Annotated in this window: 22 protein-coding genes and 1 other RNA gene; 16 read left to right on the top strand and 7 right to left on the bottom strand. The window is 47.0% G+C overall.

The features are described from left to right. Positions 1-4 precede the first annotated feature (4 nt). The 6 genes from GGU45_RS11970 (at position 5) to rimM (ending at position 7,490) form a co-directional block, all read left to right on the top strand. On the top strand, positions 5-460 hold the full coding sequence (locus GGU45_RS11970; protein ID WP_435224999.1) for a DUF4280 domain-containing protein: 456 nt from the start codon (positions 5-7) through the stop codon (positions 458-460). Positions 461-463: 3 nt separating this feature from the next. Next, positions 464-3,691: a hypothetical protein gene (locus GGU45_RS11965; protein WP_435224997.1), complete on the top strand. Its 3,228-nt coding sequence runs from the start codon at positions 464-466 to the stop codon at positions 3,689-3,691. 83 nt (positions 3,692-3,774) lie between these two features. Continuing rightward, positions 3,775-4,689, top strand: a complete 915-nt coding sequence (locus GGU45_RS11960) for a hypothetical protein (protein WP_435224996.1) — start codon at positions 3,775-3,777, stop codon at positions 4,687-4,689. A gap of 41 nt (positions 4,690-4,730) precedes the next feature. Next, a complete protein-coding gene (locus tag GGU45_RS11955) occupies positions 4,731-6,053 on the top strand; it encodes a hypothetical protein (protein ID WP_435224994.1) in 1,323 nt (440 codons plus the stop codon). Positions 6,054-6,433: 380 nt separating this feature from the next. Beyond that, complete coding sequence (rpsP, locus tag GGU45_RS11950) at positions 6,434-6,889, top strand: 30S ribosomal protein S16 (RefSeq protein ID WP_435224992.1); 456 nt, start codon at positions 6,434-6,436, stop codon at positions 6,887-6,889. A 73-nt stretch (positions 6,890-6,962) separates the two neighbouring features. Further along, positions 6,963-7,490: a ribosome maturation factor RimM gene (gene rimM, locus GGU45_RS11945; protein WP_435224991.1), complete on the top strand. Its 528-nt coding sequence runs from the start codon at positions 6,963-6,965 to the stop codon at positions 7,488-7,490. Positions 7,491-7,687: 197 nt separating this feature from the next. Here rimM and GGU45_RS11940 read toward each other — a convergent pair whose 3' ends face one another. Beyond that, positions 7,688-9,424, bottom strand: coding sequence for an SGNH/GDSL hydrolase family protein (locus GGU45_RS11940; protein WP_435224989.1), 1,737 nt, complete (start codon positions 9,422-9,424; stop codon positions 7,688-7,690). Positions 9,425-9,630: 206 nt separating this feature from the next. Beyond that, positions 9,631-10,539 (bottom strand): DUF4382 domain-containing protein, encoded by a 909-nt coding sequence (locus GGU45_RS11935; protein WP_435224987.1) that lies wholly within the window; start codon positions 10,537-10,539, stop codon positions 9,631-9,633. Between the two features lie 180 nt (positions 10,540-10,719). Between GGU45_RS11935 and dinB the strand changes: the two genes are divergently transcribed. The 5 genes from dinB (at position 10,720) to GGU45_RS11910 (ending at position 14,457) form a co-directional block, all read left to right on the top strand. Further along, positions 10,720-11,892: a DNA polymerase IV gene (dinB, locus tag GGU45_RS11930; RefSeq protein ID WP_435224985.1), complete on the top strand. Its 1,173-nt coding sequence runs from the start codon at positions 10,720-10,722 to the stop codon at positions 11,890-11,892. A 40-nt stretch (positions 11,893-11,932) separates the two neighbouring features. Beyond that, an RNA gene (ffs, locus tag GGU45_RS11925) (signal recognition particle sRNA small type) lies at positions 11,933-12,032 on the top strand. 414 nt (positions 12,033-12,446) lie between these two features. Further along, on the top strand, positions 12,447-12,983 hold the full coding sequence (locus GGU45_RS11920) for a phage tail protein (RefSeq protein ID WP_435224983.1): 537 nt from the start codon (positions 12,447-12,449) through the stop codon (positions 12,981-12,983). Positions 12,984-12,995: 12 nt separating this feature from the next. Beyond that, the gene (locus GGU45_RS11915; RefSeq protein WP_435224981.1) at positions 12,996-13,583 is read left to right on the top strand and encodes a leucine-rich repeat domain-containing protein; all 588 of its coding nucleotides are present in this window, start codon (positions 12,996-12,998) and stop codon (positions 13,581-13,583) included. A 55-nt stretch (positions 13,584-13,638) separates the two neighbouring features. Continuing rightward, complete coding sequence (locus tag GGU45_RS11910; protein WP_435224980.1) at positions 13,639-14,457, top strand: hypothetical protein; 819 nt, start codon at positions 13,639-13,641, stop codon at positions 14,455-14,457. A 6-nt stretch (positions 14,458-14,463) separates the two neighbouring features. Here the strand turns inward: GGU45_RS11910 and GGU45_RS11905 are convergent, their stop codons facing one another. Next, positions 14,464-14,643, bottom strand: a complete 180-nt coding sequence (locus GGU45_RS11905; protein ID WP_435224978.1) for a hypothetical protein — start codon at positions 14,641-14,643, stop codon at positions 14,464-14,466. Between the two features lie 20 nt (positions 14,644-14,663). On the opposite strand from GGU45_RS11905, the gene fsa reads away from it, so the two are divergent. Together fsa and GGU45_RS11895 are read left to right on the top strand one after the other, a co-directional pair. Continuing rightward, the gene (gene fsa / locus GGU45_RS11900) at positions 14,664-15,317 is read left to right on the top strand and encodes a fructose-6-phosphate aldolase (protein ID WP_435224976.1); all 654 of its coding nucleotides are present in this window, start codon (positions 14,664-14,666) and stop codon (positions 15,315-15,317) included. A 16-nt stretch (positions 15,318-15,333) separates the two neighbouring features. Beyond that, entirely contained in the window at positions 15,334-16,569 is a 1,236-nt protein-coding gene (locus tag GGU45_RS11895) for an ABC transporter permease (RefSeq protein ID WP_435224975.1), read from the top strand. 106 nt (positions 16,570-16,675) lie between these two features. Here GGU45_RS11895 and GGU45_RS11890 read toward each other — a convergent pair whose 3' ends face one another. After that, positions 16,676-17,413, bottom strand: a complete 738-nt coding sequence (locus GGU45_RS11890) for a TrmH family RNA methyltransferase (protein WP_435224974.1) — start codon at positions 17,411-17,413, stop codon at positions 16,676-16,678. A 117-nt stretch (positions 17,414-17,530) separates the two neighbouring features. Between GGU45_RS11890 and GGU45_RS11885 the strand changes: the two genes are divergently transcribed. Beyond that, on the top strand, positions 17,531-19,798 hold the full coding sequence (locus GGU45_RS11885; protein ID WP_435224973.1) for a BamA/TamA family outer membrane protein: 2,268 nt from the start codon (positions 17,531-17,533) through the stop codon (positions 19,796-19,798). A gap of 308 nt (positions 19,799-20,106) precedes the next feature. Here GGU45_RS11885 and truB read toward each other — a convergent pair whose 3' ends face one another. Both truB and GGU45_RS11875 read right to left on the bottom strand, forming a co-directional pair. Continuing rightward, positions 20,107-20,796 carry a tRNA pseudouridine(55) synthase TruB gene (truB, locus tag GGU45_RS11880; protein ID WP_435224971.1) on the bottom strand — a complete coding sequence of 230 codons (690 nt, stop codon included), beginning with the start codon at positions 20,794-20,796 and terminating at the stop codon, positions 20,107-20,109. A gap of 138 nt (positions 20,797-20,934) precedes the next feature. Then, entirely contained in the window at positions 20,935-21,717 is a 783-nt protein-coding gene (locus GGU45_RS11875; protein WP_435224970.1) for an NIPSNAP family protein, read from the bottom strand. A 273-nt stretch (positions 21,718-21,990) separates the two neighbouring features. Between GGU45_RS11875 and mnmE the strand changes: the two genes are divergently transcribed. Continuing rightward, a complete protein-coding gene (gene mnmE / locus GGU45_RS11870) occupies positions 21,991-23,358 on the top strand; it encodes a tRNA uridine-5-carboxymethylaminomethyl(34) synthesis GTPase MnmE (protein ID WP_435224968.1) in 1,368 nt (455 codons plus the stop codon). A gap of 280 nt (positions 23,359-23,638) precedes the next feature. Continuing rightward, positions 23,639-24,904 carry a hypothetical protein gene (locus GGU45_RS11865; protein WP_435224967.1) on the top strand — a complete coding sequence of 422 codons (1,266 nt, stop codon included), beginning with the start codon at positions 23,639-23,641 and terminating at the stop codon, positions 24,902-24,904. Between the two features lie 26 nt (positions 24,905-24,930). On the opposite strand, the gene GGU45_RS11860 is transcribed toward GGU45_RS11865, so the two are convergent. Next, on the bottom strand, positions 24,931-26,340 hold the full coding sequence (locus GGU45_RS11860; RefSeq protein WP_435224965.1) for a CCA tRNA nucleotidyltransferase: 1,410 nt from the start codon (positions 26,338-26,340) through the stop codon (positions 24,931-24,933). Positions 26,341-26,469 lie beyond the last annotated feature (129 nt).

Raw genomic sequence — 26,469 nt, 5'->3', positions numbered from 1 at the left:
AAATATGAGTCAAAAACATCTGGTTTGTAACGGCGCTGTTTGCCAATGTAAATTTGGTAGCGCGCCGGACAAACTTAAAGTAAAGCAAACAGATTTTTATATCAATGAAAACGAGCCAGGGCAAAAGGCCATTGCCAACACAATGGATATTGGCCAGCCTTTTGCAGCCAATACTTTTGGCGCCTGTAAAATAACCAAAAGCGCCTGTAAGCCCGCCATTACCCAATGGCAGGGGTTTCATGATAAGCTGACTATGGAAAATGGCGGCCATCCCCTGTTGGAAGATAGCAAGGCTATTTGTGCCGTGGGCGGAAGCCCCTGTGTGGAAATCAGCTTTCACGGGCAAACGGCCAATGTGAATGTATCCAACGTTGAAAAGGCGAATGATGCCGTATTGTATACCTTGCTTCCGGTACTGGATATAAAAGGGGAAAAGCAGCTAAAGTATCTTAAATTTTAAAAAATGGGAGACAATAATCTTCATATACAGGTATTTCCAAAGGGAGATCAGGCTTTTGATTCGAAGATCGGGTTGCTGACGTTGCCGCTGTCCCAGGTTTTTGAGTTTGGAATAAAGGAATACTTTGATGAATACCAGCCGGTAAAGGATGAATATGATTCGGCAGTCAGGAACCTGGACAAGGACAAAACGCGCCGGTTAAGAGAGTTGGACGAAAAAGATCAATACGGGCAGCAGTTTATTGAGGAAAAATATAAAGCAATAGTGGCCAAACAGAAAGACGGAACGCTTACAAAAAAAGACTCAGATACCTATCAGGCCAACTATGATGCATATAAGAGGGGAAAAGAAGAGCGCGATGCACTTAGAAAAAAGGCAGCGGCCGGCTATGATACAGAAAAGGGCAGGCTGGATGAACAGCTGAAGCAAAAAAAAACTGTCATTGATAAAAAATATGAAAATGTAAGATGGGTAAGGCAACTGGTGGGTGCTGCCAGGCCCCGGTTGACAAAGGATAGTTTTAATGAATCTTTGGGCAAGGGCAATACGCTGTTCAATACAAATTTTGGAGAATTCATCGAAGGGGGCGGATGTACCTATATTGAGCCTTTTTTTGCAGGTCAAACCCCTAAGGGATCCACTCCGTTTGGTTGCTTTGTAAATGCAACCGGCACCCCGGATGTGCTGACAGCGCAGTGGACCGATACGAAGGAAAAGGTGGTAGATAAAATGAAGATCCGCTATGGCTCAACGGTAAAATTGCATGTTTATACCCAGGGGATGTACGGAAAGTATTTAAAAGTACAGTTTAAAGACGATGATGGAAGCTGGGATGCGGATGATGTGCTGAAGGTTTATGGAGAAGAGGTAGAAGTGCGGCGGAAATATGAGGGAGGCAGGGCGCCGAATTCGCCCGACTTTTTTGTAAAGGCCCCGGTGGATGTTTACAAATTTTCGGAGCCTCCGCCGGGTAAATATGTATCGGGTGGACTGATCGTGGACGATAAAGACAAAGAAGATCTGCGGTTTTCATCTGAAACACAGGTGCAGAAATCCATGTTCTATGTTTTTCTGGATCCCTTCTGGGCTGATGACGGCGGCGAGGACGAGATAGAGGTATACCCGGTGATTTCCTTCGTCAACAGGCAAGGAAAAGAAGTTTCCATCCCTTTTAAAGACGCGGTGATCTATGTAGGCAAAAGCGAAGATCATGTGTTATACCCGACATTGGAAGTAGGGAATAAACCCGTATTACAGGGTAATGTTGCAGCGGATGTAGGCGCTTTTCATCCCTGCCGGTACGAAACGGTACGGGGTGAATACAATAAAGGAAATGAAAAGATAACCGTAAATATTTATCCTTCTGAAGGTATCGAAGAACCAAAGCAGCTGACCTTTCCGCTGGTTGCAGGCGTGGATAAGGCAAGGCAGCGCTTTGTGATCGCACTTACAGGTGTCAATACTACCGAATGCGCCTTTCATGGCACCGGACTTGATCACCAGGGAAAGGTGATCGATATAGCTGCATTTGAAAAGCTGATCAAGGCCGGCCGGGGAAAACACAGTGAGAAATGGCGGCTGGTCGACTATAAGGGAAAGGGCAGCGGTAAGGTAAAGGATGAGGACGAAGAAAATGATGACCGGAAAATTGACGCCAGCTCCTGGAGCAATAAATTTAGTTTTACAAAGGCGGGTTCTAAGATTTTGGGGCAGCAATCCTATAAAGTGTTGGAGAACAATACGCCATTTGTACTGGAACAACCTTCCGATGAGCGACTGGAATTGGAAGTCGGATACGATTTTTCAGAAGGGAAAAAAATACATGTTCTGGAAGGGCTGGCCCGGTCCTTATGGCCCAACAGCGAATCGATAGCTCAAAAGTATCCGGTGCGCCTGAATACCTGTGCACGTTCAAAATCTTTGGATATACAGGTGTATCCTGATACAAAATGGACCATACAGCTGGCATTCAACTACAATTCCGAACGCTTTAATAAAGTGCGGGAGGAGTACCACGACAAATGGACCCTACAGGAACAGAAGCTGGGAGAAGACCTGGCCGACATCCGGGCGCGGCAGGAAGGCACAAAGAAAGGTGGCAAAAAGAACCGGAGATCCAGGTCGAAGTACGCAGATCTTTCCAGCCAGGCTGCCCGGGCAAGCAAACAGCAGAAGGAAGCTGCCCGTAAAGCGCGAGGCCAGTCCATGAGCCAGGCATTCCATCTGATGAAGCCAAAGGCCGCGCTGGCCGATGGGTTGATCGATTGTGAGGTCGCTTTTGTTTGCGAATTCGACCGGCCTTACCAGGCGCTCGAATTATCTGCGGCATATGAAGAGATGCTGGAGTTTTTAAAAAAAATCTTAAAAATAAAAAGGCTGGCGGAAGAAGTAATCAATGGCACTAATTCAGAAACCAATAAACGCTCGCCGCAGCGCCAGGGAAAAACGGAAACCCGGATGCAAAAGCTGGAGGCTAAACTGGCCGCCAAAAAAGCAAAGTCGAACTGGAGTTTTGAGTTCATTCCTCCAAGTCTTGGTTTGTCTGTAAGCTGGTATGCAGAGGCGCCAAAAGACCTCAACAAACCGGTGCTGGGCACCATGATCGAAGGCGTCATTGACCTGGATCCGCTCTTTGGGATTGAAATAAAATATGACCTCTATCACCTGTTATATAAGATACGGCACCCGGTTGTACTGGCTGTGGTAGCCACTCTGGATATACTGGATGAAACCCTGGGTAACCGTTTCGATATCGATCTTGACCTGGTTGTTACCAGCGAGATCAGCGGCACGCTAAAGGGAACGATTAATACCGCGGAAGGAAGCGAATATGCCGCAAGATTGATGAAGGACGATGACGATAGTCCTGCCAAGCTGGGAGGTGGAATTAATATTTCCATTACCGGGTTGATACGGGCGAACGGCGATTTCTCGCTCCTGGGATTTAAAAAACAAACGGCCTATGCGGAGGTCAATGCGGAAGCAACAACCGGTATTTCAGTTGAAGCCAGTGTAAAAGCCGACCGGACCAGTATTTTTGCCCAGCCGGAAATAAAATTTGAGGGCTTTGTGCTGAAAGCATCTGTGAATGCAGGTATTGTAGACGCACCTACCGATAGCAGCACCAATTATGCAGATATGGATGGCCTGCATTATGATGGCGAAGGTAGTATCGTAGTGCTGGACCCTTACGCATGGGATGTTAATTTTAAAATGCCGATCATAAACTAAATACATTTATGAAGTCGATTCTTTGTTTCGCACTTTTTTGCATCGGGCTTACGGGCTGCGCACAAAATAAAAAGGAAAATAAAATGAAAGATGAAAAGAATTCGTTTCTCAGTTTGAAACAATTTGACCAGGAACCCGTATACCAGATAAAAGTGAAATCAACATACAATTATGAAGTATTGGTTAATGACGTTCCGGTACTCGTAAAGTATAACGATTATATGAACGATAATTTCACTGAAATAAACTCCGCGATCTTGTCGGCAGGCACTCAGCAGGTTGCTGTAAAAATTTTCCCCAAAAGCAGGCCGGACGGTACGTTGCTTAGCAAGCTTGAAAAAGACATCCCGTTCAGACTTTCTGTTGAACGGACCGAATGGACAAAGGCGGGGGATCTGGCCGAGCCGGAAGCCCTGGTCAGCTACGAGCTACCGCAGGCCAGGGGTGGGGCACAGATCGACTACAGTACCTTATCCGAATTTATGGATACACTTTCCTTTACGGCATCCGTGCCGTATACGCTTAACGGCTGGCAACAAAGTGTTGACTTGCGAAAGATGAATCGCGAAAAGCTGGAAGCCGATGTGGTCAGCTTTTACAAAAAATTAAAAGACGCCTTTGAAACGGGGGACCTGGATTTCTATAAAAAGGCCATTGCTCCTGCAGAACTACTGGTGTATCAGGCAAGCTATTTTACAAAAGACGAGGCACTTGCAAAGAGCAGCACCTGGTACCGGTTTGTTGAAGAAAAACATGGTCTGGAACCGTTGGAACCCTATACGCTGCAGATCTTTGGAAGCGGAAGGCTGGTGTGCCTGCGTGGGGTGAACGCTCCCAATAAAGGCGAGGGGGTACTGCGGTATCTATACAAGAAAAATGGAATGAATAGGATGCTTACCTATGACCTGCTTTTGCACCAACCGGCAGCGGGTGGCGATTTTGAAGTGATCTGGTTCAAGCATTATGATAAAAACTTTTTTAAAGGGATGGCCCGTTAAACCGGTCAAACCGTTTATAGAATGTTCTGAAAACAGCTGTCATGAATGTATACCGGCGCTTTCTTTTATTATTGTTAGTGGTACTGTTGGTAATATGGGGGTTCATCATTTCTGATAAAGCATTTCAGACAAACTTTTTAGGAAAGCGCTATCGGGGAATTGTTACAGCTATTGACAGCAGTTACGCACGAACGATTGAATATGATTACAGCTATCAAATTATATATCCGGATTCCGGGCGCATGGATACCGCAGTAGTGGTAACAAGGGCCCGGAAGCGCTTTTTTGAACCGGGATCAGAGATCGTTTTTGTCCGGAAAAATGCGACAGCCCAGCTTCCCTTTCGTGTGGTGGACTATGCGTTCTTTGTACTTCTTTTAGCGGGCAGTGTAATTGTGGTATATTTACTGATGAAAGGTTCCATATTCTTATTTGCTTGTTTGTTTTTTACGCCATTGCAAAACAATGCTCAAAATAGCAAACGGATCACAAATGCTATAAAGGATCTCTATAAACAGGTTAAGTTTACCGATCAGGCAATTGAGTACCGGGCCAATATACAGGTAGGCGCCTCCAGTTTTGAGTTTTATGTAAATGATGTACTGGTGGAGTATTACTTTGGTAATGCGAACGGTACCTTCAATACCAGCGCGCCGGTAAATAACGCCATCCTGAAATCGGGAAAACAAAAGTGGAAACTGATCCTGTATGCTGCATACCTGGACGGCAAACAGGAAAAGGACCTTTCTCCCAATCTGCTGGTTGATATCAATATTGAAGGGCTAAAAGAAACACCCGATCGTAAAGGGGTGCGGCCGGTTGGCACACCAGCCCAGCTCATTACCCTTCCCAATAAGGAACAGGGTACAGGTGGCAAACCGCTGGCGGTATATGAAGGCACATTTGAAGCCACCGTTCCCTATGAGCTTCTGGGCTGGACGAATAGTGAGCCTCTTGCAAAGGAGGATGAAAAGAAATTGCTGCAGGAGGTGCTTGCCGCGAACCAGCATTACCTGGATCTTTTTAAAAATAAAGATATCAATGGCATCCGGGAAATGGTGTATAAAAAAGAACAGGAAACCCAACAGGCAAATTTTGATAACCGGGAAGGAAGCATGGAGAACGATGCCGCCTATACCGGGGTTCTGGATCTGCCGGGTGCCGAGTTTCTGCCAATAGAGCATTACAAGCTGAAAATATTCGGGGATGGCCGGCTGGTAGCCCTTGTAAGGGCCGATTTTCCCCATATTGATGAGCCCGTTGTACGGATCCGGTATACAAAAAACGGGAAACGGAAAATCAGGGCACTGTATGGTGTATTTCATAAGCCAGCGGGTTCCGGTCGCCTGGAAATGATCCGCTAAATAGAAACATGAACGCCGTTTTCAAAAAACTACTTCTTGATCCGCTGTTTTGGAGGCAAGCGCTAAAAACAGGTATCCTTGAGCGCTTACCGGTACTTTCTTTTGTTGCTACGGGTCATCTTTTGGGAAGTGTTGCCGCCAGGTTCAACATCAATCGGTACCGTGCGTTGGAGTAAAATAACAGGAAATGAAAGACCTGCGGGGAAAATTCCTGAAAAACCGGCAACTTTCGGCAACTTCAGCTCATAAAAAAAGGTCCCTTTCGATTTTTTTGACCTGTTTTTAACGTGAAGTTTCAAAAAAAAGGTTACTTTTGGTGCCCTATACGAGGTGTATAGGAATGAAAATTTATTATTTAAAGCCTTAAATTTCTATTTAAAATGGCAGCTAAGATTAGATTGCAAAGACATGGGTCAAAGAAACGGCCCTTCTACTTTATCGTGGTGGCAGATGCAAGAAGCCCTCGTGACGGTAAATTTATCCAAAAATTAGGTACGTACAACCCATTGACCATCCCTGCAACAATTGAGCTGGATCGTCAAAAAGCTCTGGAATGGCTCAACAAAGGAGCTACTCCTACAGACACGGTGCGTCGTATTTTAAGTTTTAAAGGAGTATTGTACCTGAAACACCTGTTACGTGGTGTAAAACTGGGGCTGTTTGATGAAGCCGCTGCAATGCAGAAATTCACCGCCTGGAGTGCAGAGCATGATGAACAAATCAAAAAACGAACTGCAAAAGCGATTGAAGAAAGAAAAGCAAAACGCCGGGTGGCCAGCGCCGCTCCGCGCAGAGCCGCTGCTCCTGAAGCAAACGCTGAAGGTAGTGGCGAATAATGGTAGAAAAATGTTCTTACAATAAAAAGCGGCCCCCGGCCGCTTTTTATTTATTCCATAACCGGAGGATGAAATGAAACAGGATGACTATATCAATATTGGAAAAGTTGCGGGCGTCTATGGGCTGAAGGGCGAAATAGTGCTGCAGCATGCGTTGGGAAACACCTCGCTGGAAGACCTGCGAAAGATTTTTATTAAGGATGCCGGCGGAAACTTTATGCCCTGGTTTGTAGAAGGGGTGCGAATCAAAAATGAAACGGAAGCCTACCTGAAGCTGGAGGATATACAAACACCTGAAGCCGCCCGGCCACTACTCCGGAAGGAAATCTGGTTTAGCGGGGCCGATTTTAAACGCCACGCCAGCAAGGCGGCGCCCATCAGCCTTTTGGGTTACACGGTAAAAGATGGTAAACAGGTTTTGGGCATTATCCAGGAAGTGATTGAGCAGCCGCACCAGGTGCTTTGCCGCCTCACCGTTCGCGGTAAGGAAGTGCTGATTCCTCTGCATGAAGAAAGCCTTAAAAAAGTGGATCACCAGTATAAAAATATCACGGTAAAACTGCCCGAGGGCTTACTGGAGGTATACCTGGGGTCGGCATAGCCCGAAAATGCAAAATATCAAATGAAGAATGTAAAATGTAGAAGGTATAGGCATTTATAAAAGAGAATTGTCGGTTTTAACCGGATCTGCTTCTGCATTTTACATTGGATATTTCATGTTTTACGTTTTTCGGGATACCCCCTCTTTAGAAGGGAAAGCCGGTCTGCAAAAGATAAAACCGGTTTAAACCGCAAATCTTACCTGGCAGATGCAACTCCCGGCGCCAGTTTTGAATACCCCGCTTCATTGGGATGCAGGCCATCTGTGAATAAAGATTCGTCAATTTTTCCGGAAGCCAGCAGCAGCCCTTTTCCCGGATCAGCAAACAGGAAGCCGCCCCGTTTGGCAACGGCCTGTAATTGTTTATTAAGGGAGGCAATTCTTAACTCCATATTCCTTCTCGGAAAAATGCCCACCAGCTTTATGCGGGCCTGTGGCTGCCGCAGCCGGATCTGCTGCAGCAGAAAGCCAAGGCCTTCCACAATGGCCGCATCCGTATTGCCGCCAAGGTTATTGGTACCAATCATGAGCACAATTTGCCTGGCGGCAAAGCCATCCAGTTCTCCATGATATACCCGCCACAATACGTTTTCAATACGATCCCATCCAAAACCCATATTCCGGAAACTGCTCAGGTATTGATTCCAGCTTTTTTCGCCTCTTGCGATACGGGCCCGGGGCTCGCCGGCCCAGTAATGCGTAATGGAATTTCCGATGATGACATTTACCGGTGGCTGTTCCCGGTTAAGCTGCAACTCCTGCGCATGCCGTTGCTTCCATTCGTACCCGCCCGCTTCCCTGCGCTGGCTTATGGGTTGGGTGGTGCCAATAGCGCCCCGCGGCATTTTCAGGATGGGGCGCAGGATGCTTTCATAGGCATCGGCATAGGCCTGCATGCCAAGGTCATTGGGGTGCACATAATCCACCGTACCATCTTCCGGGAAACGGATCGAATCATGGGCCAGGTAATAAAGGTTTTTAATCCCCTGTTTTTTCAGCGCATTAAAGGCTTTCCACTGGGTTTCATTTAAACGCTTCCAGATAATGGCCCTCGTAGAATCTGTTTGATCATTATAATACCCGATATGATCGGTAAGCAGGATCGGCTCCGGGTGTTTTTTCCGGATGGCAGTAACTCCGTAAATCACCCGGTTATATACTTCTTCCTGCGAAAGGGCCCCCATATTGGGCAAACAGTCAAACACATAGGCTGCGGCTTCCTGTTCGTTGATCAGGTCCACCACTTCTTTCTCAAACGGGCCGTTGCCGGAAAATGCAAGATTGATGACGGGGTAGTCCAGCTTGCGCGAGAGGATATTTGTCCAGCCCATTGCCGGCCGGGAGGCGCATCCACCCTGGGCGATGGAAGTGCCGTAAACGATCACCGGCTTTTCCTTTACTGTGGGAATGAATTCAAAATAAGCGTTCTCCGGCACGCCAATCTCCAGCCAGCTTACACTATTATAAAGCGGCAGGTAAAGCCGGTACTCAAATCCCTTTTGATGATAGCGGCTTGGAAAAAGGTTCTTATAGCTGTAAATAATCGTATCTGCAAATGCGTAGGTTCCCGATGCCCGCTTCCATTTTCCCTCTTCATCAATAGCATACAGATCCACACCGGATACGCCGGTAGCAGGCATGTGGGGCATGGCAAAGGCATTTTTAACATGGTAGCGTATAGTGATTTCCGGGGCATTGGAATAAAAATGAATGCTAAGGCCTGCGGCATCCCGCGAAAGGTTCCATACCGCCTTGCGTACCTGTTTTTCCGCCCGCGCCGGCAGGCGGGTAAACGTGTTGCCGATCTCGCTGGTCCATCCCTGGTTTTGAATTACAGGGGCTATTGCTGTTAAAGGGTTATGCCATTTTGTTTGAGCAATGGTTGCAGAGCAAAATAAGACAAGAGCACAAGTTGTTAATAAGCGCGCGATCATTTGTTGAGTTTTTAAATTAGATCCGGTGGATATCTGAACAGCATTTATCGTTATGGCGATCAATCCGGCATCTAAAATAATGTATTATGGTCAAACGCGCTCAACTTGCGGCCTGTGGCTTCCTGTAATTGACACCAATAAAAAAGGGCCATGCACATTGGCACAGCCCTTTTTTGCAATTGCACCAACCGGTGCCGGAGACGTTGCTATTTTTTCAGGATCACCCGGGGCAATTCCACTTCTTTACCCGGAGTTACTTCCACGTTATAAAGCGTAGTGTCTTTATAGCCATTTGTTGATTGGTACCATACCTTGTAGGTGCCGGCTTTGAGACCACGGATCTTGAATTCACCGTCCCCTCTATCAGGCAATGCGGTAGAGGTGTCCGTACCATTGATGGCCCTAACAAGGGCTGCAGCATCGGCAGGAAGTACTTTGCCCTCGATTTTTCCCGACTTCCGGTCACAAAAGGCTTTCAGTACCGGCAACAGGTAATATTTCCCGTTCCGTTCAATGACCGACCGGCCCAGGTCAAAGTCGATCCAGACTTTTACGCCGGAGACTTTCCGGTCATCATCATCATCATCATCATCATCATCACGATCTTCCTTACGAAGTTTTATATAGACGTAGTTCTTTTTGTTTTCTTCATTGATCAGGGTAAGCGGGTATTGCGTACCTCCGTTTATCAGGTAACTTCCGTTGCCCAGCTGAATGCGGATCTTACGGGCGGTACCGTTTACATTTGCCCTCGCCACCAGCGAATCCAGGCCGTTTCTTAATTTTAAAACGTCATATAAGCCAGGTGTGAAATTTAGATTGGTCCATTTTCCATACTGGTCGTGGTCGTTCACTTTTTTATCATAATCGTCATGATCATCATCCTCATCCCCATAGTGGTCCTCGTTTTTATGCGCGCTGGAATCGATTTTTGCTTCGATGGAAACGATGTCGATAAATACCGCATCGTAATTTACCGGGGCGTCCGTCAGGTAAACGGATAAGGTATTGGGGCCGGTGACCTGGTTACCGGCTTCAGAATCGTTTTTATTACAGGCAACGATCAGGAGACCACCCAGACTTACCAGTCCGGCAGCCAGAAAAGTTTTATTCATGAGACGGATTTTATATACCAAGTATCAAAACTTGTACCGAAGTTGTAGTGGTAAGATGAAGATTGAATGAATGTTTTGCCATTCGCCGGCCGGCAGTAAAGACCCTGTTTCTTAAGTATAACGTAACACAGGCCCAACAAAACCTGTCCGTATTGGAACGGGGCGTTTAACTTTGACGGAGTGACGGATCAGCAACCTTATATTGTTCATTTTGACCTGGACTCCTTTTTTGTAGCAGTGGAGGTCCTGATGGATCCTTCATTAAAAGGTAAACCGGTAATCGTGGGCGGTTCCGCAAACCGGGGTGTGGTATCTACCTGCAGCTATGAAGCCCGTAAATATGGGGTGCACTCTGCCATGCCCATGCAGCGGGCCATGCGGCTTTGTCCGCATGCCGTGGTGCTGAGGGGGAATCATGAAAAATACGGCTATTATTCAAAAATGGTAACGGAGATTATTGCTTCCAAAGTGCCGCTGTATCAAAAAGCATCCATCGATGAGTTTTACTGTGATCTTACCGGTATGGACCGCTTTTTTGGGGTGAGCCGGTATACCCGCGAATTGCGGGAATATATTATCCGGGAAACAGGCCTTCCTATTTCCTGCGGGCTCTCATCGGCAAAGTTTATCAGCAAGATGGCCACCAATGAGGCCAAACCCAATGGCTTTCTCGAAATTCCGCATGGGCGGGAAAAAGAATTCCTGTGGCCGCTGGAAATCGGGAAGATCAATGGGGTGGGCCGGCAAACGGAGCAGCGGTTGCGGAAGCTGGGGCTGCATACGATCAGGGATATTGCGCTCACCCCAAGAGATCTTCTCGTTGGGCAGCTGGGGAAATGGGGAGACGATTTATGGCAAAAATCCCAGGGCATCGGCAGCCGGGAAGTAGAAGGACGCTGGGATCAGAAGAGTATGAGCCACGAAACCACGTTTCATGAAAACCAGGGCCATATTGAATTTCTGTACAAAAAATTAACAGCACTTACGGAACGGAATGCATACGACCTGCGGCAGGATCATAAATTAACAGGCTGCCTTACGGTAAAGATCCGGTACAGCGATTTTGAAACCACCAGCCGGCAGGAATCGATCCCCTATACCGCGCTGGACGATGTGCTGATCGGGAAAGCAAAAGCCATTTTTGACAAATTGTATCAGCTCGGACGCCCCGTGCGGCTGATTGGCGTCCGTTTTAGCCAGCTGGCAGATGATGGCATGCAGATGGACCTGTTTAACCGGCAGGATGATAAGCTGAATTTATATAAGGCGGTAGATGCTATTAAGAATCGTTTTGGGAAGGAGGCCGTTTCCAATGCGGCGATCAGCAAACCCCGGACAAAAGATAAAAAATGATTTTCTTTTCCTTTTAGCAGCTTTGCCCTATATTTGCGCCCGGCAGGTCTCATACGGCCAGCTCCTACTGAACCTCCCCAGGGTCGGAAGACAGCAAGGATAGGTGGTTGTAGCGGCGCGATGTGAGTAGCCTGCCTTTTTTTATTTCCTCCCCTCAGCACCTCTCTTACTAAAATAAAACAGGAGCAGGTATCGCCAAACAAACAATTTTCTCAGAAAACTGATTGTTGTAATTAAAAAAGATTTATCTTTATAACGCAGCCACGTTTATGGAATGAGAAAATAGCCCTTTATCTTTTTCATCTGAGCTCCAGACTATTGCAACAGTGGTTTTAGCAGTTTTTTTTAGTACAGAACAATGCAGAAGCATCTGTCCTGTCCTGCCCGGCAAGAATTGAGCATCTGGTAAGGGACCATGCTCTCATGTCGGCTATCTGAATTTTATGTGTTAGATATACATAAGGTAAGCCCTACCTGCAAACTATTATTATGTATAGATAACGGCGGCAAAGTATTTTAGGAAACCCCAATATCAAAACAAAAAATGTAAAATCATGGAACCGTTTTTAGGAATGATCGCAATGTTCGGATTTAATTTTGCTCCCCGTGGCTGGGCCTTTTGTAATGGTCAGTTACTACCTATTGCGCAGAATACAGCGCTTTTTGCTTTATTAGGAACAACTTACGGAGGCGATGGAAGGGTTACTTTTGGGTTGCCCAACCTTCAGGGCAGGACGCCTGTTGGTTTTGGGCAGGGAGCGGGCCTTAGTAATTATGTGCTGGGGCAGGTATCCGGAACGGAATCCGCTACATTGACCATCAATAATTTGCCGGCCCACGGTCATCCTGTTACCATTAATGCCGCAGCGGACCCGGGCGATAGTTCCGATCCTACGGGAGCCTATCCTGCCAACACCGGAAATCTGGACAAGGAATATAAAAGCGGTACCGTTACAAATAAGGTTGCAATGAATGCCGGTATGGCCACTGCAGGCAATACCGGAAATACCCAGCCCTTTGCGATTCTGCAACCCAGCCTGGCTGTAAATTTCTGCATTGCGATGGAAGGTATTTTTCCTTCCAGGAGTTAACCGTATCTAAAAATGGAGAGCGGACTATCTGGCAAAGACTGGTGGTATCACCTGGAGCCTGACTGGAAGAAGGCATTCGGCAGTACTTTTTTTAATCATTTGAATCATCCCGCAACCGGGGAGCTGGAGGTCTTGTACCAGGCAACGGCGTTGAGGTTCGCCGGCCCGCGGGCGCCCTATGCTAATTTGGATTTTGAACTTACCAATCTTTCCGGGGTGGCGCAGCTAAGCAACCTGGAGGTCCTTGTGGCAACCCATCACCAGATCAGGAATCTATCAGGATTGCAGGGGCTGGGAAAGTTGAAAAGCCTTTTTTTGTTTAGTAATCAGATCGAAAGTTTAGACGGAATTGAATCCCTTACCGGCCTGGAGCAATTGTATGTGCAGTTCAATCATATTTGCTCGTTAAAACCGCTTGAGCAGCTGACCCGTTTAAGAGAGCTGTATATAAACAATAACCGGGTTACAAGCCTCGATGGCCTTACAGAAGCGCATTCAGACAGGCTTGCCGCTTTTTTCTGCAAGCCCAATGACCAGCTCCGGCAAAAGGAGATGATATACGCGGAAAACAAATTGGGCATCCGGTGCCGGGGGGTATGACCCAACAAATCGCTTCGATTGGTCCTCATGGTCCGTTTGTTTAAAATTCTGTAAAATGAAAAAGATCTTCTTCTTATTTGCCGTGCTGTTGTTTGTTTATACAGCCACGGCGCAGAGCATTATTTTTGGAGGTGCTTGCGCCAGCGGTTCCATAACACTTGCAAAAAACGGAACGCAGGACGGCAAACCTGCTTATTCAGGGCAGGGCACCGTTGCGGGAAACAGCGGTGTAGATGTAGTTGTTAGATGGCAGGCGGCGGATAATGTTTGGGTGCTTGCTTTTGGCGGTCAGCCTTATCTGTTCAATACCTGTACAACCAGCCTTCCGCCGGGCACGGCAAACGCTTCCTGTCCCTGGCAGGTTGCGGATCCTCTGCCTTGTGCGAGTCCCGCACCATTGAGCCTGACCGGAGATGTGGCCCTGTCTGTAGCTTTCGGTTCCATAGTGGCACGGGTACAAAATAGGCGCCTGTATGTTAACTGGACTACTCGCACGGAGTTCAATAATGATCATTTTGAAATAGAGGCATCGCAGGACGGGAAGCAATTTACAACCATTGCCACCGTAAAATCAAAAGCCGGAAATGGGACAAGCAATACAGACATTACCTACGAATGGGTATCTGAAAGCAGCTCGCTGCTGGCCTTAATGCCCTACACAGGTATATTGATCCTTCTGTTATGGCTGCTGCGCCGCAGGAAGGTACTATTGTTGCCGCTTGCCGGACTTTTTATTGTACTGCTGCCGCTGGGTTGCAAGAAAAACACAGAGCCGGTTATTGACGGAGAAGACCCGTACTACATCCGCATTACACAGGTAGACAAGGACGGTACACGGGCTCCCTCAAAAATCATACAGGTAGTACCGGAGTAAACACCGCTATATACAGGCAGGCATGGCCCCGCTGGAACACCAGTTTGGGGCAATGCCTGCTTTTCCATAGTATGCATTGATAAATTGAAGCACAAATTGTACTTTTGAGTAGCGGGAGCAGGGCCGCAAAGAGCCGTTTTTAAAAACAAAAGCAACACCCCGCACTTTTAAGTATATATTCTTCATAACTAAATGGACAAAATAACATGAAATTTTTTATTGATACAGCCAATCTCGACCAGATTAAAGAGGCCAACGAACTCGGAATTTTAGATGGGGTTACCACCAATCCCTCACTGATGGCAAAGGAAGGAATCAAAGGGCATGATGCCATCATGAAACACTATAAGGATATCTGCGAGATGGTAGATGGCGACATCAGTGCCGAAGTAGTAAGCACCGGGTTTAAGGATATTGTAGAGGAGGGCAAAAAGCTGGCAGCCATTCATCCGAACATTGTGGTAAAAGTACCCATGATCAAGGATGGTGTAAAGGCCATCAAATGGTTTACAGATAACGGTATTAAAACAAACTGTACCCTGGTATTCAACGCGGGCCAGGCCATCTTATGTGCCAAGGCGGGTGCAAAATATGTATCGCCGTTTGTGGGCCGCATCGATGATACGGGTTGGGACGGCGTTCAATTGGTAGAGCAGATTGTGCATATTTACGGTGTTCAGGGTTTTAAAACCCAGGTATTGGCGGCCTCCATGCGCAGCCCCAATCATATCATCCGTTGTGCAGAGGTGGGTGCGCACGTAGTTACCAGTCCGCTGGAATCCATCCTGGGCTTACTCAAGCATCCGCTTACCGATGTTGGGTTGGCAAAATTTTTAGATGATGCAAAGAAGCTACAATAAAAAATAACAGCCGCAGTTGAACATAGCTTCCTTTATTGCCCACCGGATTGCGTTTAATAAACAGCGTTCCTTTTCGCGGTTCATTATCCGGCTTTCTGTTGTGGCTACAGCCATCAGTGTGGCGGTAATGATTATTACCCTGGCGTTTGCCAATGGATTTCAGCAAAAAGTAAGCGAAAAAGTATTTAGTTTTTGGGGCCATATCCGCATCCAGGAAATGGCCCCTTATCAATATGTTGTATCGGAAGAAATTCCCATTACGGCTAACCCCGCACTGGTTGCACAAATAAAAAAGAACCCGGAGGTAGTTACGGTGCAGCCTTTTGCCACCCGCTATGCGATTGTAAAAACAAAAGACGACCTGGAGGGGGTTTTGGTAAAAGGGGTAGACAGTAGCTACAATTTCCTGAACCTGCAATCCTTTATGCAGCGCGGGCGCCCGCCCCGGTTTAATGACTCAACGTACAGCCGGGAGATCATGATTTCGGCCTATACGGCCGGACAAATGAAGCTTGATACCGGCAGCAGGGTGCTGATCTATTTCATACGCCCCGATAATTCCCTGCGCCCGGATCGTCTTACCGTAACGGGCATCTACAAAACCGGTATTGAGGAGTATGATAAAACATTTGCCATCGGCGATATTAAACTGATACGCCGGCTTAACGACTGGGAGCCGGACCAGATCGGGGGCTATGAGCTTTTTTTGAAAAATTATAAAGATATCGGTGTGGTCTCCGACCAGGTAACCCGCCTGGCGCAAATGCCGGAAGCCTGGGATGCCCAGGACATCAAAAATTTTGCTCCTAATATTTTTGACTGGCTCAATATGCAGGATGTAACGCGCAACCTGCTGATTGTGATCATGATCATTGTGGCGGTTATTAACCTGATTACCTGCCTCATCATTCTTGTGCTGGAGCGAATGCGGATGATTGGCGTACTAAAAGCCGTAGGCGCCACGGATTGGACCGTTCAGAAAATCTTCCTGCGGCACAGTTTGCTCATTACCATTACGGGTATTGTAGCCGGCACGGTTGGTGCATTAGCCTTGCTTTATCTGCAGGTAAAAACGGGCTTTATCAAGCTGGATGAAAGCGCCTATTACCTCAGCCAGGCCGCAGTAAAGATTTCGGCATGGGAAGTGCTGGCCATCTGCGGGGGAACCTTCCTGGTGTGTTTACTGGTGTTAATGATTCCCACTTATATCGTAAAAAAAGTGCAGGTGGTAAAAGCCATTCATTTCCGGTAGACAAGCGTTTGAAGTTCCACGTTTAAGGTCTCATGTTGGGGATCCGTTCGAAGCTTGATGAGGGGTGTTCCTTTCTCAATTCTCTCCGAATCCCCGGGGCTGAAAGCTACTTCAGATGCGATAACAAAATCCCCGTAGCTACGGCTGCGTTCAGCGACTCAGCAGTTCCAATCCGTTCAATCGTAATCTTGTGAGTAAGGTGCGTGGCTGCCTCCGGGCGAATGCCTTTTGACTCATTGCCAATAACCAGCACGCCGGCTGCTTTTTCCGGTCTCGTAGACAAAGGCACCCCGTCCAGCACCGCCCCATAAACCGGAATACGGTTTTGACGGGCCAGCCAATCCGGAAGATCTGTATAGATAACGGGTATACGAAACAGGCTGCCCATGGCAGACTGAACTACTTTGCTGTTATACATATCAGCGCAATCCTGGCTGCAAACAATCCCCGGCACGCCAAACCAATCTGCCGTGCGGATAATAGTGCCCAGGTTCCCGGGGTCCTGTATCCCGTCCAGTGCCAGCACCAGCTGTGCCCCATCCTGCCAGCCGATGATTTCGCTGTCTTTCTTTTCAATAAGGGCCACAACCTCATTCGGCGTTTTGAGCTGGGAAATCTTCTCCAGCTCAAACCCTGCAACGGGTATCATTTCCACCGCCGGCTGCATTGGCTGCTGCCGGCGCACCCATTCTTCCAGTCCCCATATTTTTTTAACAGTCAGCCCCGGGGTATTCAGCGCTTCATCCACTATTTTTGGCCCTTCTGCCAGGTAGCGGTTTTCTGCATCCCTGAATTTTTTTTGGAACAAACTTTGAATATATTTGACTTCAGATTTACTAAGCATTTCCGATCTGTTATAAATTTAAATGATAAGGTCCTGATAAGATTATTCAAAAATACATTTCTTCCGTTAGCCGTCATTTTTACGATGCTGTTTTTATCCTCCTGTAGCGTTTTTACAGTGGTGAGAAAACACCAGGATGGAGTTCCCTTTGTTTTTGAGACGCGTATAAAAGTAGAAAATGCGATTAGTAAAGAGGAAAAAGACCGGCTCGAAGCGGGGCTTAATGAACAGCTGGACGATAGTATCCGGTCGCGGCAGGTAGATAAAGTGTTGTGGGCCGTGATCAAAGATCCGCCCCGGCTGGATACAAGCCAAATCAGCAAATCGCTCCAAAGCATGCATTATTACCTGAACGCCCAGGGGTATTTTCAGGATTCGATCAGTTATACTACCAGTGTAAAAAAGGTAAAGGATCAGCTAAGGGCAACCATCCAGTTCAATGTTTGGCCCAAACAGGCTACAAGAATAGATTCGCTTTCTTATGTAATTCAGAACGACAGCCTGCAGCGGGTAACAACAGAAAATCTGAAAAATGCCTTTATTAAAAAGGGCGATGCTTTTGCACAGGCGCCCATATCGGCCGAAATGGACCGGTTGGTAGAGCTGTATCGCAATAACGGGTACCTCCGGTTCTCGCGGGGATTGCTGTTTGGCCTCTGGGATACCCTCGATGTTTCGTTGCTGGAACCTACGCTGGATCCTCTGGAACAGGTTGCTCAGCTGGAGCGGCTGAAAAACAGGAGGCTGCATCCCACCGCAAATCTTGAAATCCGCACAAGACCGATTGAGGATAGCGCCGCCGTACGCAAGTATTATGTAGGCGATTTTGTGGTATATCCCAATAGCAATGACACTTCCGGGAGCCGCCGCAGGGAAACCCGGCTTAATAATATTACCGTGGTGCAAACCCGGAATATTTTTAAGCCCAAGATATTTCCCCCCAATATTTATCTTAAAAAAGGGGATCCCTATGATCAGCGCCGCTATATCCGTACCCTCAACCGGTTTAACAATATCGGCTCCTGGCGTATGGTAGATATAGCGCAGCTGCCGCGGGATAATCAGGATACCGTGGATTTTGCCCTTCGTCTGTTGCCTGCCAAAAAGTACAATTTTACCACCAATGTTGAAGGGAGCTTTAGCCAGAGTGTTCTTTCCGGAAATTTTGTTGGACTGGGCTTCAGCCTGGGATTGCAGAACCGGAATTTTGCCCGTGCGGCCAACCTTATGAGCACCAATGTGAATTACCTTGTGGAGCTGGGACAGCTGACAGCAGGAGATATCATTCAAACACAGCAATTCAGCGCTACTAATACGATTTCTTATCCCCGTTTTATTTTTCCCGGCATGCAGGGATTTAAAAATAATTTCAGGGGAAATTTCCGGTCTTTATTTACACTGAGCGCAGCCAGTACAGAACGGCGGTATCTTTTTAATCTTACTACATTCAGCAGTGCCTGGGGGTACGAGTTTGGCTGGCGGGGCCGGGATTACAGTTCCAATAACCGCACCTTTAATCTTTCAATAAAAATTCCGAATATTGAATATTCCTACCTGATACGGCGCGATAGCCTCGACCGGATGATTGCAAGAAACCCATCTATAAAGAACCTGTTTTCGGACGGCCTCATTACCTCATCGATCATGAAATTCATCATGCCCTGGGGCAATATCGCCGGGCATAGCACCAATGTGATCCGGGCCAATTTTGAGGAATCGGGGCTGCTGACCGGTATGGTTCGCAACCCTTTTATGGATCAGCACCTGTACCGGTTTGTAAAACTGGACGTGGAGTATGCAAAGCTGTATAAATGGCCCAAAACGGCCCTGGTGCTGCGGGGATTTGCCGGCGCAGGATACGAACTGGAATCAACGGCCAACCCGGATAAAAGAGCCCAGATGCCTTTTTTTAAACAATATTACAGCGGCGGCCCCAACAGTATGCGGGCCTGGCAGCTGCGCCGGCTGGGGCCAGGCTCTACCATCAAAAGCTTTGAGGGCGAATACAGTTTCCCGGACCGTTTTGGCGATATGCAGCTGGAGGCCAATATAGAATACCGGATGCCTTTGTTTAAAATGGGCGGAATTCCTATTAATGGGGCGGTATTTACCGATATGGGAAATGTTTGGCTGCTTAAAAAAGATGCCGGCCTGCCCGATGAGATCTTTAAACTGGGCCGGCTGGGAACCGATCTTGCCGTTGGGTCCGGCGCAGGTGTGCGGGTAGACCTTGGCTTTTTTGTAATACGGCTCGATTATGCCTATAAGGTAAAGGATCCGAGCCCTGCCCCCGAAAATATTTCTTTCCGGAACAGGTTTTTTGCCTATCCGTTTATTAAAGGCAGCCAGCTGCAGATCGGCATCGGGTATCCGTTTATTTTTTAGGGAATGTAAAATAACCAATGAAAAATATCAAATGTAAAAGAGAAGATGCCGTTCCTGTTCAATAGTTATATTTCTGTAAAAGATCACAGGACCCGGGAATTGAGCACCTCACATCAGGCGCAGAACGGATCCAACCTGGCCCTGTGGGAATGTAAAATAACCAATGAAAAATGTCCAATGTAAAAGTGAGGATGCCGATCCTGTTCAATAGGTATACTTCTGTAAAAGATCACAGGATCCGGGAATTGAGCACCTCACATCAGGCGCAGAACGGATCCAACGTGAAACTTTAAACTTTAAACGTGAAACTACTCTCCCTTCATCCCTTCCGTAAATGCTTCTATGGTAAGCGCATCTTCCACCAAAAAATCGCCGATACGGGTACGCCGCAGGCTGCTCAGATAGGCGCCGCAGCCCAGCGCCTGCCCAAAATCATGTGCAAGGCTCCGGATATAAGTGCCGGTAGAACAAACAACCCTGAAGGAGATCCGCGGCAGATGGGTGGCGTCTATTTCAAAACAGGAAATCGTAACCGGCCGGGGATCCAGTTTCACGTCAATACCTTTGCGGGCCAGTTCATATACCCGTTTGCCATCTTTTTTGATGGCGGAATGCGCTGGTGGAACCTGCAGGATATCGCCGGTAAATTGCGCTGTAGCCGCTTCTATATCAAAGATGGTAAGATGGTCATAAGGTTTGAAATCCACCGGTTCGCTCTCAAGATCGTAGGTGGGTGTAACGGCCCCAATCGTAAATGTGCCCGTGTATTCCTTTTCTTTGGCCATATAGGCATTAATCTGTTTGGTAAACTTGCCGGTGCAAATAACCAGCAGACCGGTTGCCAGCGGGTCCAGGGTGCCGGCATGTCCTACTTTTTTGATGCGGACAAGGTTACGCACTTTCCGGACGGCATCAAAAGAGGTCCATTCAAGCGGCTTGTCAATCAGCAACACGGCGCCTTCGGCGAAATCGATCGTTTTTAAAGCTTCTTTTTTCATCTGCCGCGAAAATAATGTGAAATAAAATCTGAACAGGCTTTAAGTTGTTTAAACTTTCGGGTTTAACAGGATTGCCTGCAGATGAGTGCAATAAAATCTCCCGGAGATCATGATCCGGAATACAGCAAAGCGATCCGTTCAGAGATCAGAATAGGGAGTAGCCTTCAGGAACGTAATATCAATATGGGAAACATTGTCTTTATAGGTTTCCATTGCATTCAGCTTTTTCCAGGCCGGGCTGCTGCCAAAGTTCTTCCAGTTTTGATTCCGGGCCTCCATGCTGGCATGGGTGGTCATATACATAAGGTTGGGCATCCGCGGTCCCGCCAGTACTTCACCATAAAAAACGGCGTTGAAGCCCAGCTGCCTGAAGATACCGATTTCATCGCCATCATTAAACATTGCCACCTTGTTGCGAAACCGTTTTTCAGAACTGCTCTCATAGCTGCGCAGTTCATATACCCGCTGCGCTTTATCGCCTTTGAGCTGGGGTATCTGCAGCAGGGGAGCCTTCGAAAAGGATTTTAACAGGATGGTTTCTATGCAGTCGTAGATGCCGGCTTTGTTGGGACTGTTCTGTTCATCTGCTGCGGCCTGAAGAAATTTTGGGTCCTTTTGCAGGTGATTACTGAGTTGTGTCCATTGCTGCAGTTCATGGAAGGGGATGATCACATATATTTTTTTATCGGCTGCCGTATCATTGCTCAGGGCCTTAAATACACCAATGCGTGGGTTGTTCAGTCGGTGCAGCGCAGGCAGCAGCGCATTTTGCAGGTACCGGTCCAGCTGTTGCTCCTGCTCCGGGCTCGTATAATGAAAAACCTGCAACTGGAAATATTCCCTTACTGTTTTGGATGATTGTGCCGCCGGCCGGCCGGCAATCAGAAGGAGCAAAAAACTAAAGATAAACACCGGTTTCATGGAGTGATATGCTGTTATGTGAGGCCTAAAGTTAATGGATGTAACTGAAATTGAAGGAAGGTTGCTGAGTATAACATTGCTATCATGAACTGCTTTGCAGGTAAGCTTCAACCGCGGGCATGCAGGATCGCAAAGATCTTTAAGAACGGTATACTTCATCGCGCTCATTGCGGGGTCGCTTTGCTCCCCGGGTTAATAACTGCCTATTGTGGTATATCCGAAGCTGCAGACTACATTGTTTAAAGCTTGAGGGGGTTTTGTAAATTTGCAGACATGAATATGCTTTCAGATTTACAGGATACAATAGCTGCCATAGCTACACCGCCCGGTATAGGGGCCATTGGGGTGATCCGGCTAAGCGGTGCGGATGCCATTATTATTGCAGAAAAAATTTTTAAAGGAAGGAAATTGTCGGGCCAGCCAACCCATACGGTGCATTTTGGGCATATTTTTTCACCCGGAGACGGGGTAATTGTTGATGAGGTGGTGGTTACTTTATTTCGCGGACCAAAAAGTTATACCGGGGAAGATGTGATAGAGATCAGCGGGCACGGCTCCCCCTATATCCTGCAAAAAATACTGGAGGCGGCTATAGCGGCGGGAGCAAGGCTGGCAAAAGCCGGGGAGTATACCCAGCGTGCTTTTTTAAACGGGAAAATGGACCTGACCCAGGCCGAAGCAGTAGCCGATCTTATTGCTGCCGATAGCCAGGCCCAGCAGCAGGCCGCGCTGCAGCAGCTGCGCGGCGGGTTTTCAGGCGATCTTGCCAAACTCCGCGACCAACTGATCAATTTTGCGGCGTTGATAGAGCTGGAACTGGATTTCAGTGATGAGGATGTTGAATTTGCAGACCGGAAACAATTCAGGGATCTCATCTCCAATCTTAAATCCCAGATCTCAACCCTGTTGAATTCGTTCCGCCTTGGCAATGTGATTAAAAACGGCGTAAGCGTAGCCATCATCGGCAAACCCAATGCCGGGAAAAGCACGCTGCTCAACGCACTGTTGAATGAAGAACGTGCTATCGTAAGTGAAATTGCCGGAACCACGAGAGATACGATTGAAGAAACGCTCAACATAAATGGTGTGCTGTTCCGTTTAATTGACACGGCCGGCATCCGGGAGCATACGGCAGACAAAATTGAAAGCATAGGCATTGAGCGCAGCCGGCAAAATGCAGAAAAAGCGCATATTATCCTTCACCTGGTAGATGTAACGGATCCTGATACATCACCCATCAGGTGGCTGGAACCCTTCGCCGGTAAGACCGTTGAAGTGCTGAACAAAACGGACCGCGGGGAAAATCAGTCCCAATGGCTATCGGCATCCGCAATTGCCATCAGCGCTAAAAAGAATACCGGTATAGAAACGCTGAAGCACCGGATGTACGAATTGGCGATCGGGGATACCATCAAAACCGAAAACAGCATTGTGACCAACGCCCGGCATTATAATGCACTCCTGAAAATGATGGACAGTCTCGAGGCCATCGATACCGGTATGAACGCCGGTTTAACAGGCGACCTGCTTTCCATTGATATCCGCCGGGCCCTGCATTACCTGGGAGAGATCACCGGGCAGGTGGAAGTAGACCGGGATATACTGGGTACGATATTTGGGAAGTTTTGTATCGGAAAGTAACCGGTTATTGGAGCCGGCAGAATGTTGGAATATCCAATTGGATGTTTGGAGGGTGGTGCTCCGGACTTTACCGCATACGGGCGCAGATCCGCTTCATCAGATAAATGAAGCAATGACCGAGGCGCAATTTGGGGGGATGGCAAGCATTATTGGAGAAAAGCAACAGCTGCGGATATGCAAGAATGAAAATATAAGAATAATCGATTCGGGTTATTAAGTACGAAAATATTCGCATATCTTTAAATTGGAAAGAATTTGAATACGCTAATTGAAAAAGTGCATGAAAAAAACATTAACAATCATTCTGATACTGACCATTTCAAATACCTATTCCCAATCTGTCAATAAGGTCTTTACTTCAGATATTGATAACTTTTGGATCGCTTTCGACAGCATTCAACAGACCAATAGTTATTCGAAAAAATTGTATTTCATTAACAAACTTTATATAGAAAAAGGGACAAAAGGTTTAAAAGCCTTTATGAAGGCAGAGAATTATAGTGATACCACTTATATAAATGTAATTGATAAATTCCCTGATTTTTGGAAATCAATCCGGCGCAATACGTTCGTTCTAAAAGGTAAAACAAATGAATTGGACGCGCCAATTGCTAATTTAAAAAAACTTTATCCGACATTAAAAGATGCTGAAATATATTTCACGATTGGTTGCCTGGATGCGGCTGGAAAAATTAGCAATAATATGGTGTTGATGGGCCTGGAAGTTTCAGCGGGAAGCCTTGCAACTGGTGCTTACGAGCTTAAATCTTTTGACAAATTTGCTAGTTTAAATATTCATGAATATGTGCATACGCAACAAAAATTGAAAAGCAGTAATCAGCTACTTAACAAAGTCATTCAGGAAGGTTCTTGTGACTTTATCGCTGAATTGGCGCTTGATCAACCCATGCAAAGGCAATATGTTTCATATGGGAACCTACATTTTGACAGACTTAAAGAGCAATTCAAAAAGGAAATGTTTTTAAGCGACTGGTCTAATTGGTTGTATAATGGGCCACAAAGAGGCGATAGTACGGATTTAGGGTATTTCATGGGTTATGAAATCAGCAAGTCCTACTACCAGCGGGCAAAAAATAAAGCCCAGGCAATAAAGGATATTATTGAACTGGATTTTAGCAATAACAAAGACGTTGAATTATTTTTTAAAAGATCAGGGTTCTATAAAAAGTTCAATAAAAAGAAGCTGACTAAAGAATATGAAAAAAAGCTTCCCCGTATTGTAAAAATCGGACCATTTAAGAATGGAGCCCATAACGTAGATCCCAAAATAAATGAGTTTAGTATAACCTTCTCCAAAGAAATGATCTCTGGAAATGTTTCCATCGATTATTCAGAAAAAGGGAAAGATTATTTTCCCGTAAAAAAATTAATAAGGTATGAAAATAACGACAGGATATGCGTGTTAAGCATTGAATTGCAGCCGGGTAAAGAATATGAATTTATAATCACGAATCGCAGGTTTGAGTCAAAAGACGGGTATCCGCTAAAAGAGGGAAAGTATCTGGTGAAATTCAGAACAAGATAAATTTTTGGGTCTGTGATCAGAGGCGGTTATGCTACCCCTATTTCCGCTGCTTTTCGCTTCAGAAATTCAAGCCCCGCTTCCCGGGTGTTGGGTATCTCACCATCCAGAATGGCGTCTTTTAAGGCGTCTTTTAAAATACCTACAGGCTTCGAGGGGGGCAGGTTAAACAGCTGCATGATCTCAAGTCCATCAACGGGCGGCTGCCAGTTCCGGATCTGATCTTTTTCCTCTACTTCTTTACAACGTTCGCGAACCAGTTTAAAGTTATCGAGGAAGCGTTGTACTTTCTTTTTGTTTTTGCTGGTGATATCCGCTTCGCAAAGCAGCATCAGCGCATCAAAATCTTCACCGGCATCAAACAGCAGGCGCCGGATGGCAGAATCGGTGATATCTTCTTTGCTCAAACTGATCGGCCGGAGATGCAGCTCCACCAGCTTTTTTACAAACCGCATTTCCCCCTGCTGCGGTAATCTAAACTGTGCAAAGATCTTAGGTACCATGCGGCCTCCTACTACCTCATGCCCGTGAAAGGTCCACCCGCTGCCTTCTTCGAAGCGCTTGGTAGCCGGTTTGGCAATATCGTGCAGGATAGCCGCCCAGCGCAGCCACAAATCATTGCTCTTTGTGCTGATATTATCCAGTACCTGCAGGGTATGATAAAAATTATCCTTGTGCCCGATTCCTTCTTTAAATGCTGCTCCGGCCAGGTCCACCATTTTGGGGAAGATAATCTGGAGCAAACCGGTTTTATAAAGCAGGTCAAACCCAATGGAAGGTTTTGCTGCCAGTATGATCTTATTGAGTTCATCCGTAACCCGTTCCTGCGAAATGATCCGGATGCGGTCCCGGTTCCTGGATATAGCTTCCAGGGTAGGGGGGGCAATAGTAAAGCCGAGCTGTGTAGCAAAACGGATGGCACGCATCATCCGGAGGGGGTCATCGCTAAAAGTCTGGTCCGGCTCCAATGGCGTGATGATCGTTTTTTCCTGCAAATGCTGCTGGCCGTTAAAGGGGTCCACCAGCTGTCCGAAGCTATTCTTATTGAGGCTGATGGCCATGGCATTGATCGTAAAATCCCTGCGGTTCTGATCGTCCTCCAATGTACCCGGGCTTACCTGGGGTTTGCGGCTGTTTTGCTGGTAGCTTTCTTTGCGGGCGCCCACAAATTCCACATCAAAACCGGCAGTATGAATATGCGCGGTGCCAAAATTTTTGAAATAGCTTACCTGGGGCCGGGGTGTAAATTTAGCTGCCACGGCGTTGGCCAGTTCTATGCCATCACCAATGGTAACAATATCGGCGTCTTTGGTAGGCCGGTTCAGCAGTTTGTCCCGCACAAACCCCCCCACCAGGTAACTTTCCATTCCCAGTTCCTGTGCCGCGGCTGCCACTTTGCTAACTATTATCTGCTCCTGGTCACTTAGTTGAATATCCATCTGACCGGCAAATATAATTCAGGTTTCTGATTTGGAATTTCAAATTTCTTTTTCTTGCTCAGTTTCTCCCGATAGCCATCACATGTGCGTCAGGTTAATTTTTGCCCTGGGAGCTGCAGCGCAGCGCTG

The sequence above is a fragment of the Niabella hirudinis genome (genome assembly GCF_051201075.1).
Lineage (GTDB): Bacteria > Bacteroidota > Bacteroidia > Chitinophagales > Chitinophagaceae > Niabella > Niabella hirudinis.
Note: the sequence above shows the minus strand (reverse complement) of the source record. Positions and strands in the feature narration are given on the sequence as shown.

Bases quoted from the DNA above. Each gene is read 5' to 3' on its own strand.
- GGU45_RS11970 (WP_435224999.1), top strand. From the start codon at position 5: ATGAGTCAAAAACATCTGGTTTGTAACGGCGCTGTTTGCCAATGTAAA.
- GGU45_RS11965 (WP_435224997.1), top strand. From the start codon at position 464: ATGGGAGACAATAATCTTCATATACAGGTATTTCCAAAGGGAGATCAG.
- GGU45_RS11960 (WP_435224996.1), top strand. From the start codon at position 3,775: ATGAAAGATGAAAAGAATTCGTTTCTCAGTTTGAAACAATTTGACCAG.
- GGU45_RS11955 (WP_435224994.1), top strand. From the start codon at position 4,731: ATGAATGTATACCGGCGCTTTCTTTTATTATTGTTAGTGGTACTGTTG.
- rpsP (WP_435224992.1), top strand. From the start codon at position 6,434: ATGGCAGCTAAGATTAGATTGCAAAGACATGGGTCAAAGAAACGGCCC.
- rimM (WP_435224991.1), top strand. From the start codon at position 6,963: ATGAAACAGGATGACTATATCAATATTGGAAAAGTTGCGGGCGTCTAT.
- GGU45_RS11940 (WP_435224989.1), bottom strand. From the start codon at position 9,424: ATGATCGCGCGCTTATTAACAACTTGTGCTCTTGTCTTATTTTGCTCT.
- GGU45_RS11935 (WP_435224987.1), bottom strand. From the start codon at position 10,539: ATGAATAAAACTTTTCTGGCTGCCGGACTGGTAAGTCTGGGTGGTCTC.
- GGU45_RS11920 (WP_435224983.1), top strand. From the start codon at position 12,447: ATGGAACCGTTTTTAGGAATGATCGCAATGTTCGGATTTAATTTTGCT.
- GGU45_RS11915 (WP_435224981.1), top strand. From the start codon at position 12,996: ATGGAGAGCGGACTATCTGGCAAAGACTGGTGGTATCACCTGGAGCCT.
- GGU45_RS11910 (WP_435224980.1), top strand. From the start codon at position 13,639: ATGAAAAAGATCTTCTTCTTATTTGCCGTGCTGTTGTTTGTTTATACA.
- GGU45_RS11905 (WP_435224978.1), bottom strand. From the start codon at position 14,643: ATGAAGAATATATACTTAAAAGTGCGGGGTGTTGCTTTTGTTTTTAAA.
- fsa (WP_435224976.1), top strand. From the start codon at position 14,664: ATGAAATTTTTTATTGATACAGCCAATCTCGACCAGATTAAAGAGGCC.
- GGU45_RS11890 (WP_435224974.1), bottom strand. From the start codon at position 17,413: ATGCTTAGTAAATCTGAAGTCAAATATATTCAAAGTTTGTTCCAAAAA.
- truB (WP_435224971.1), bottom strand. From the start codon at position 20,796: ATGAAAAAAGAAGCTTTAAAAACGATCGATTTCGCCGAAGGCGCCGTG.
- GGU45_RS11875 (WP_435224970.1), bottom strand. From the start codon at position 21,717: ATGAAACCGGTGTTTATCTTTAGTTTTTTGCTCCTTCTGATTGCCGGC.
- mnmE (WP_435224968.1), top strand. From the start codon at position 21,991: ATGAATATGCTTTCAGATTTACAGGATACAATAGCTGCCATAGCTACA.
- GGU45_RS11865 (WP_435224967.1), top strand. From the start codon at position 23,639: ATGAAAAAAACATTAACAATCATTCTGATACTGACCATTTCAAATACC.
- GGU45_RS11860 (WP_435224965.1), bottom strand. From the start codon at position 26,340: ATGGATATTCAACTAAGTGACCAGGAGCAGATAATAGTTAGCAAAGTG.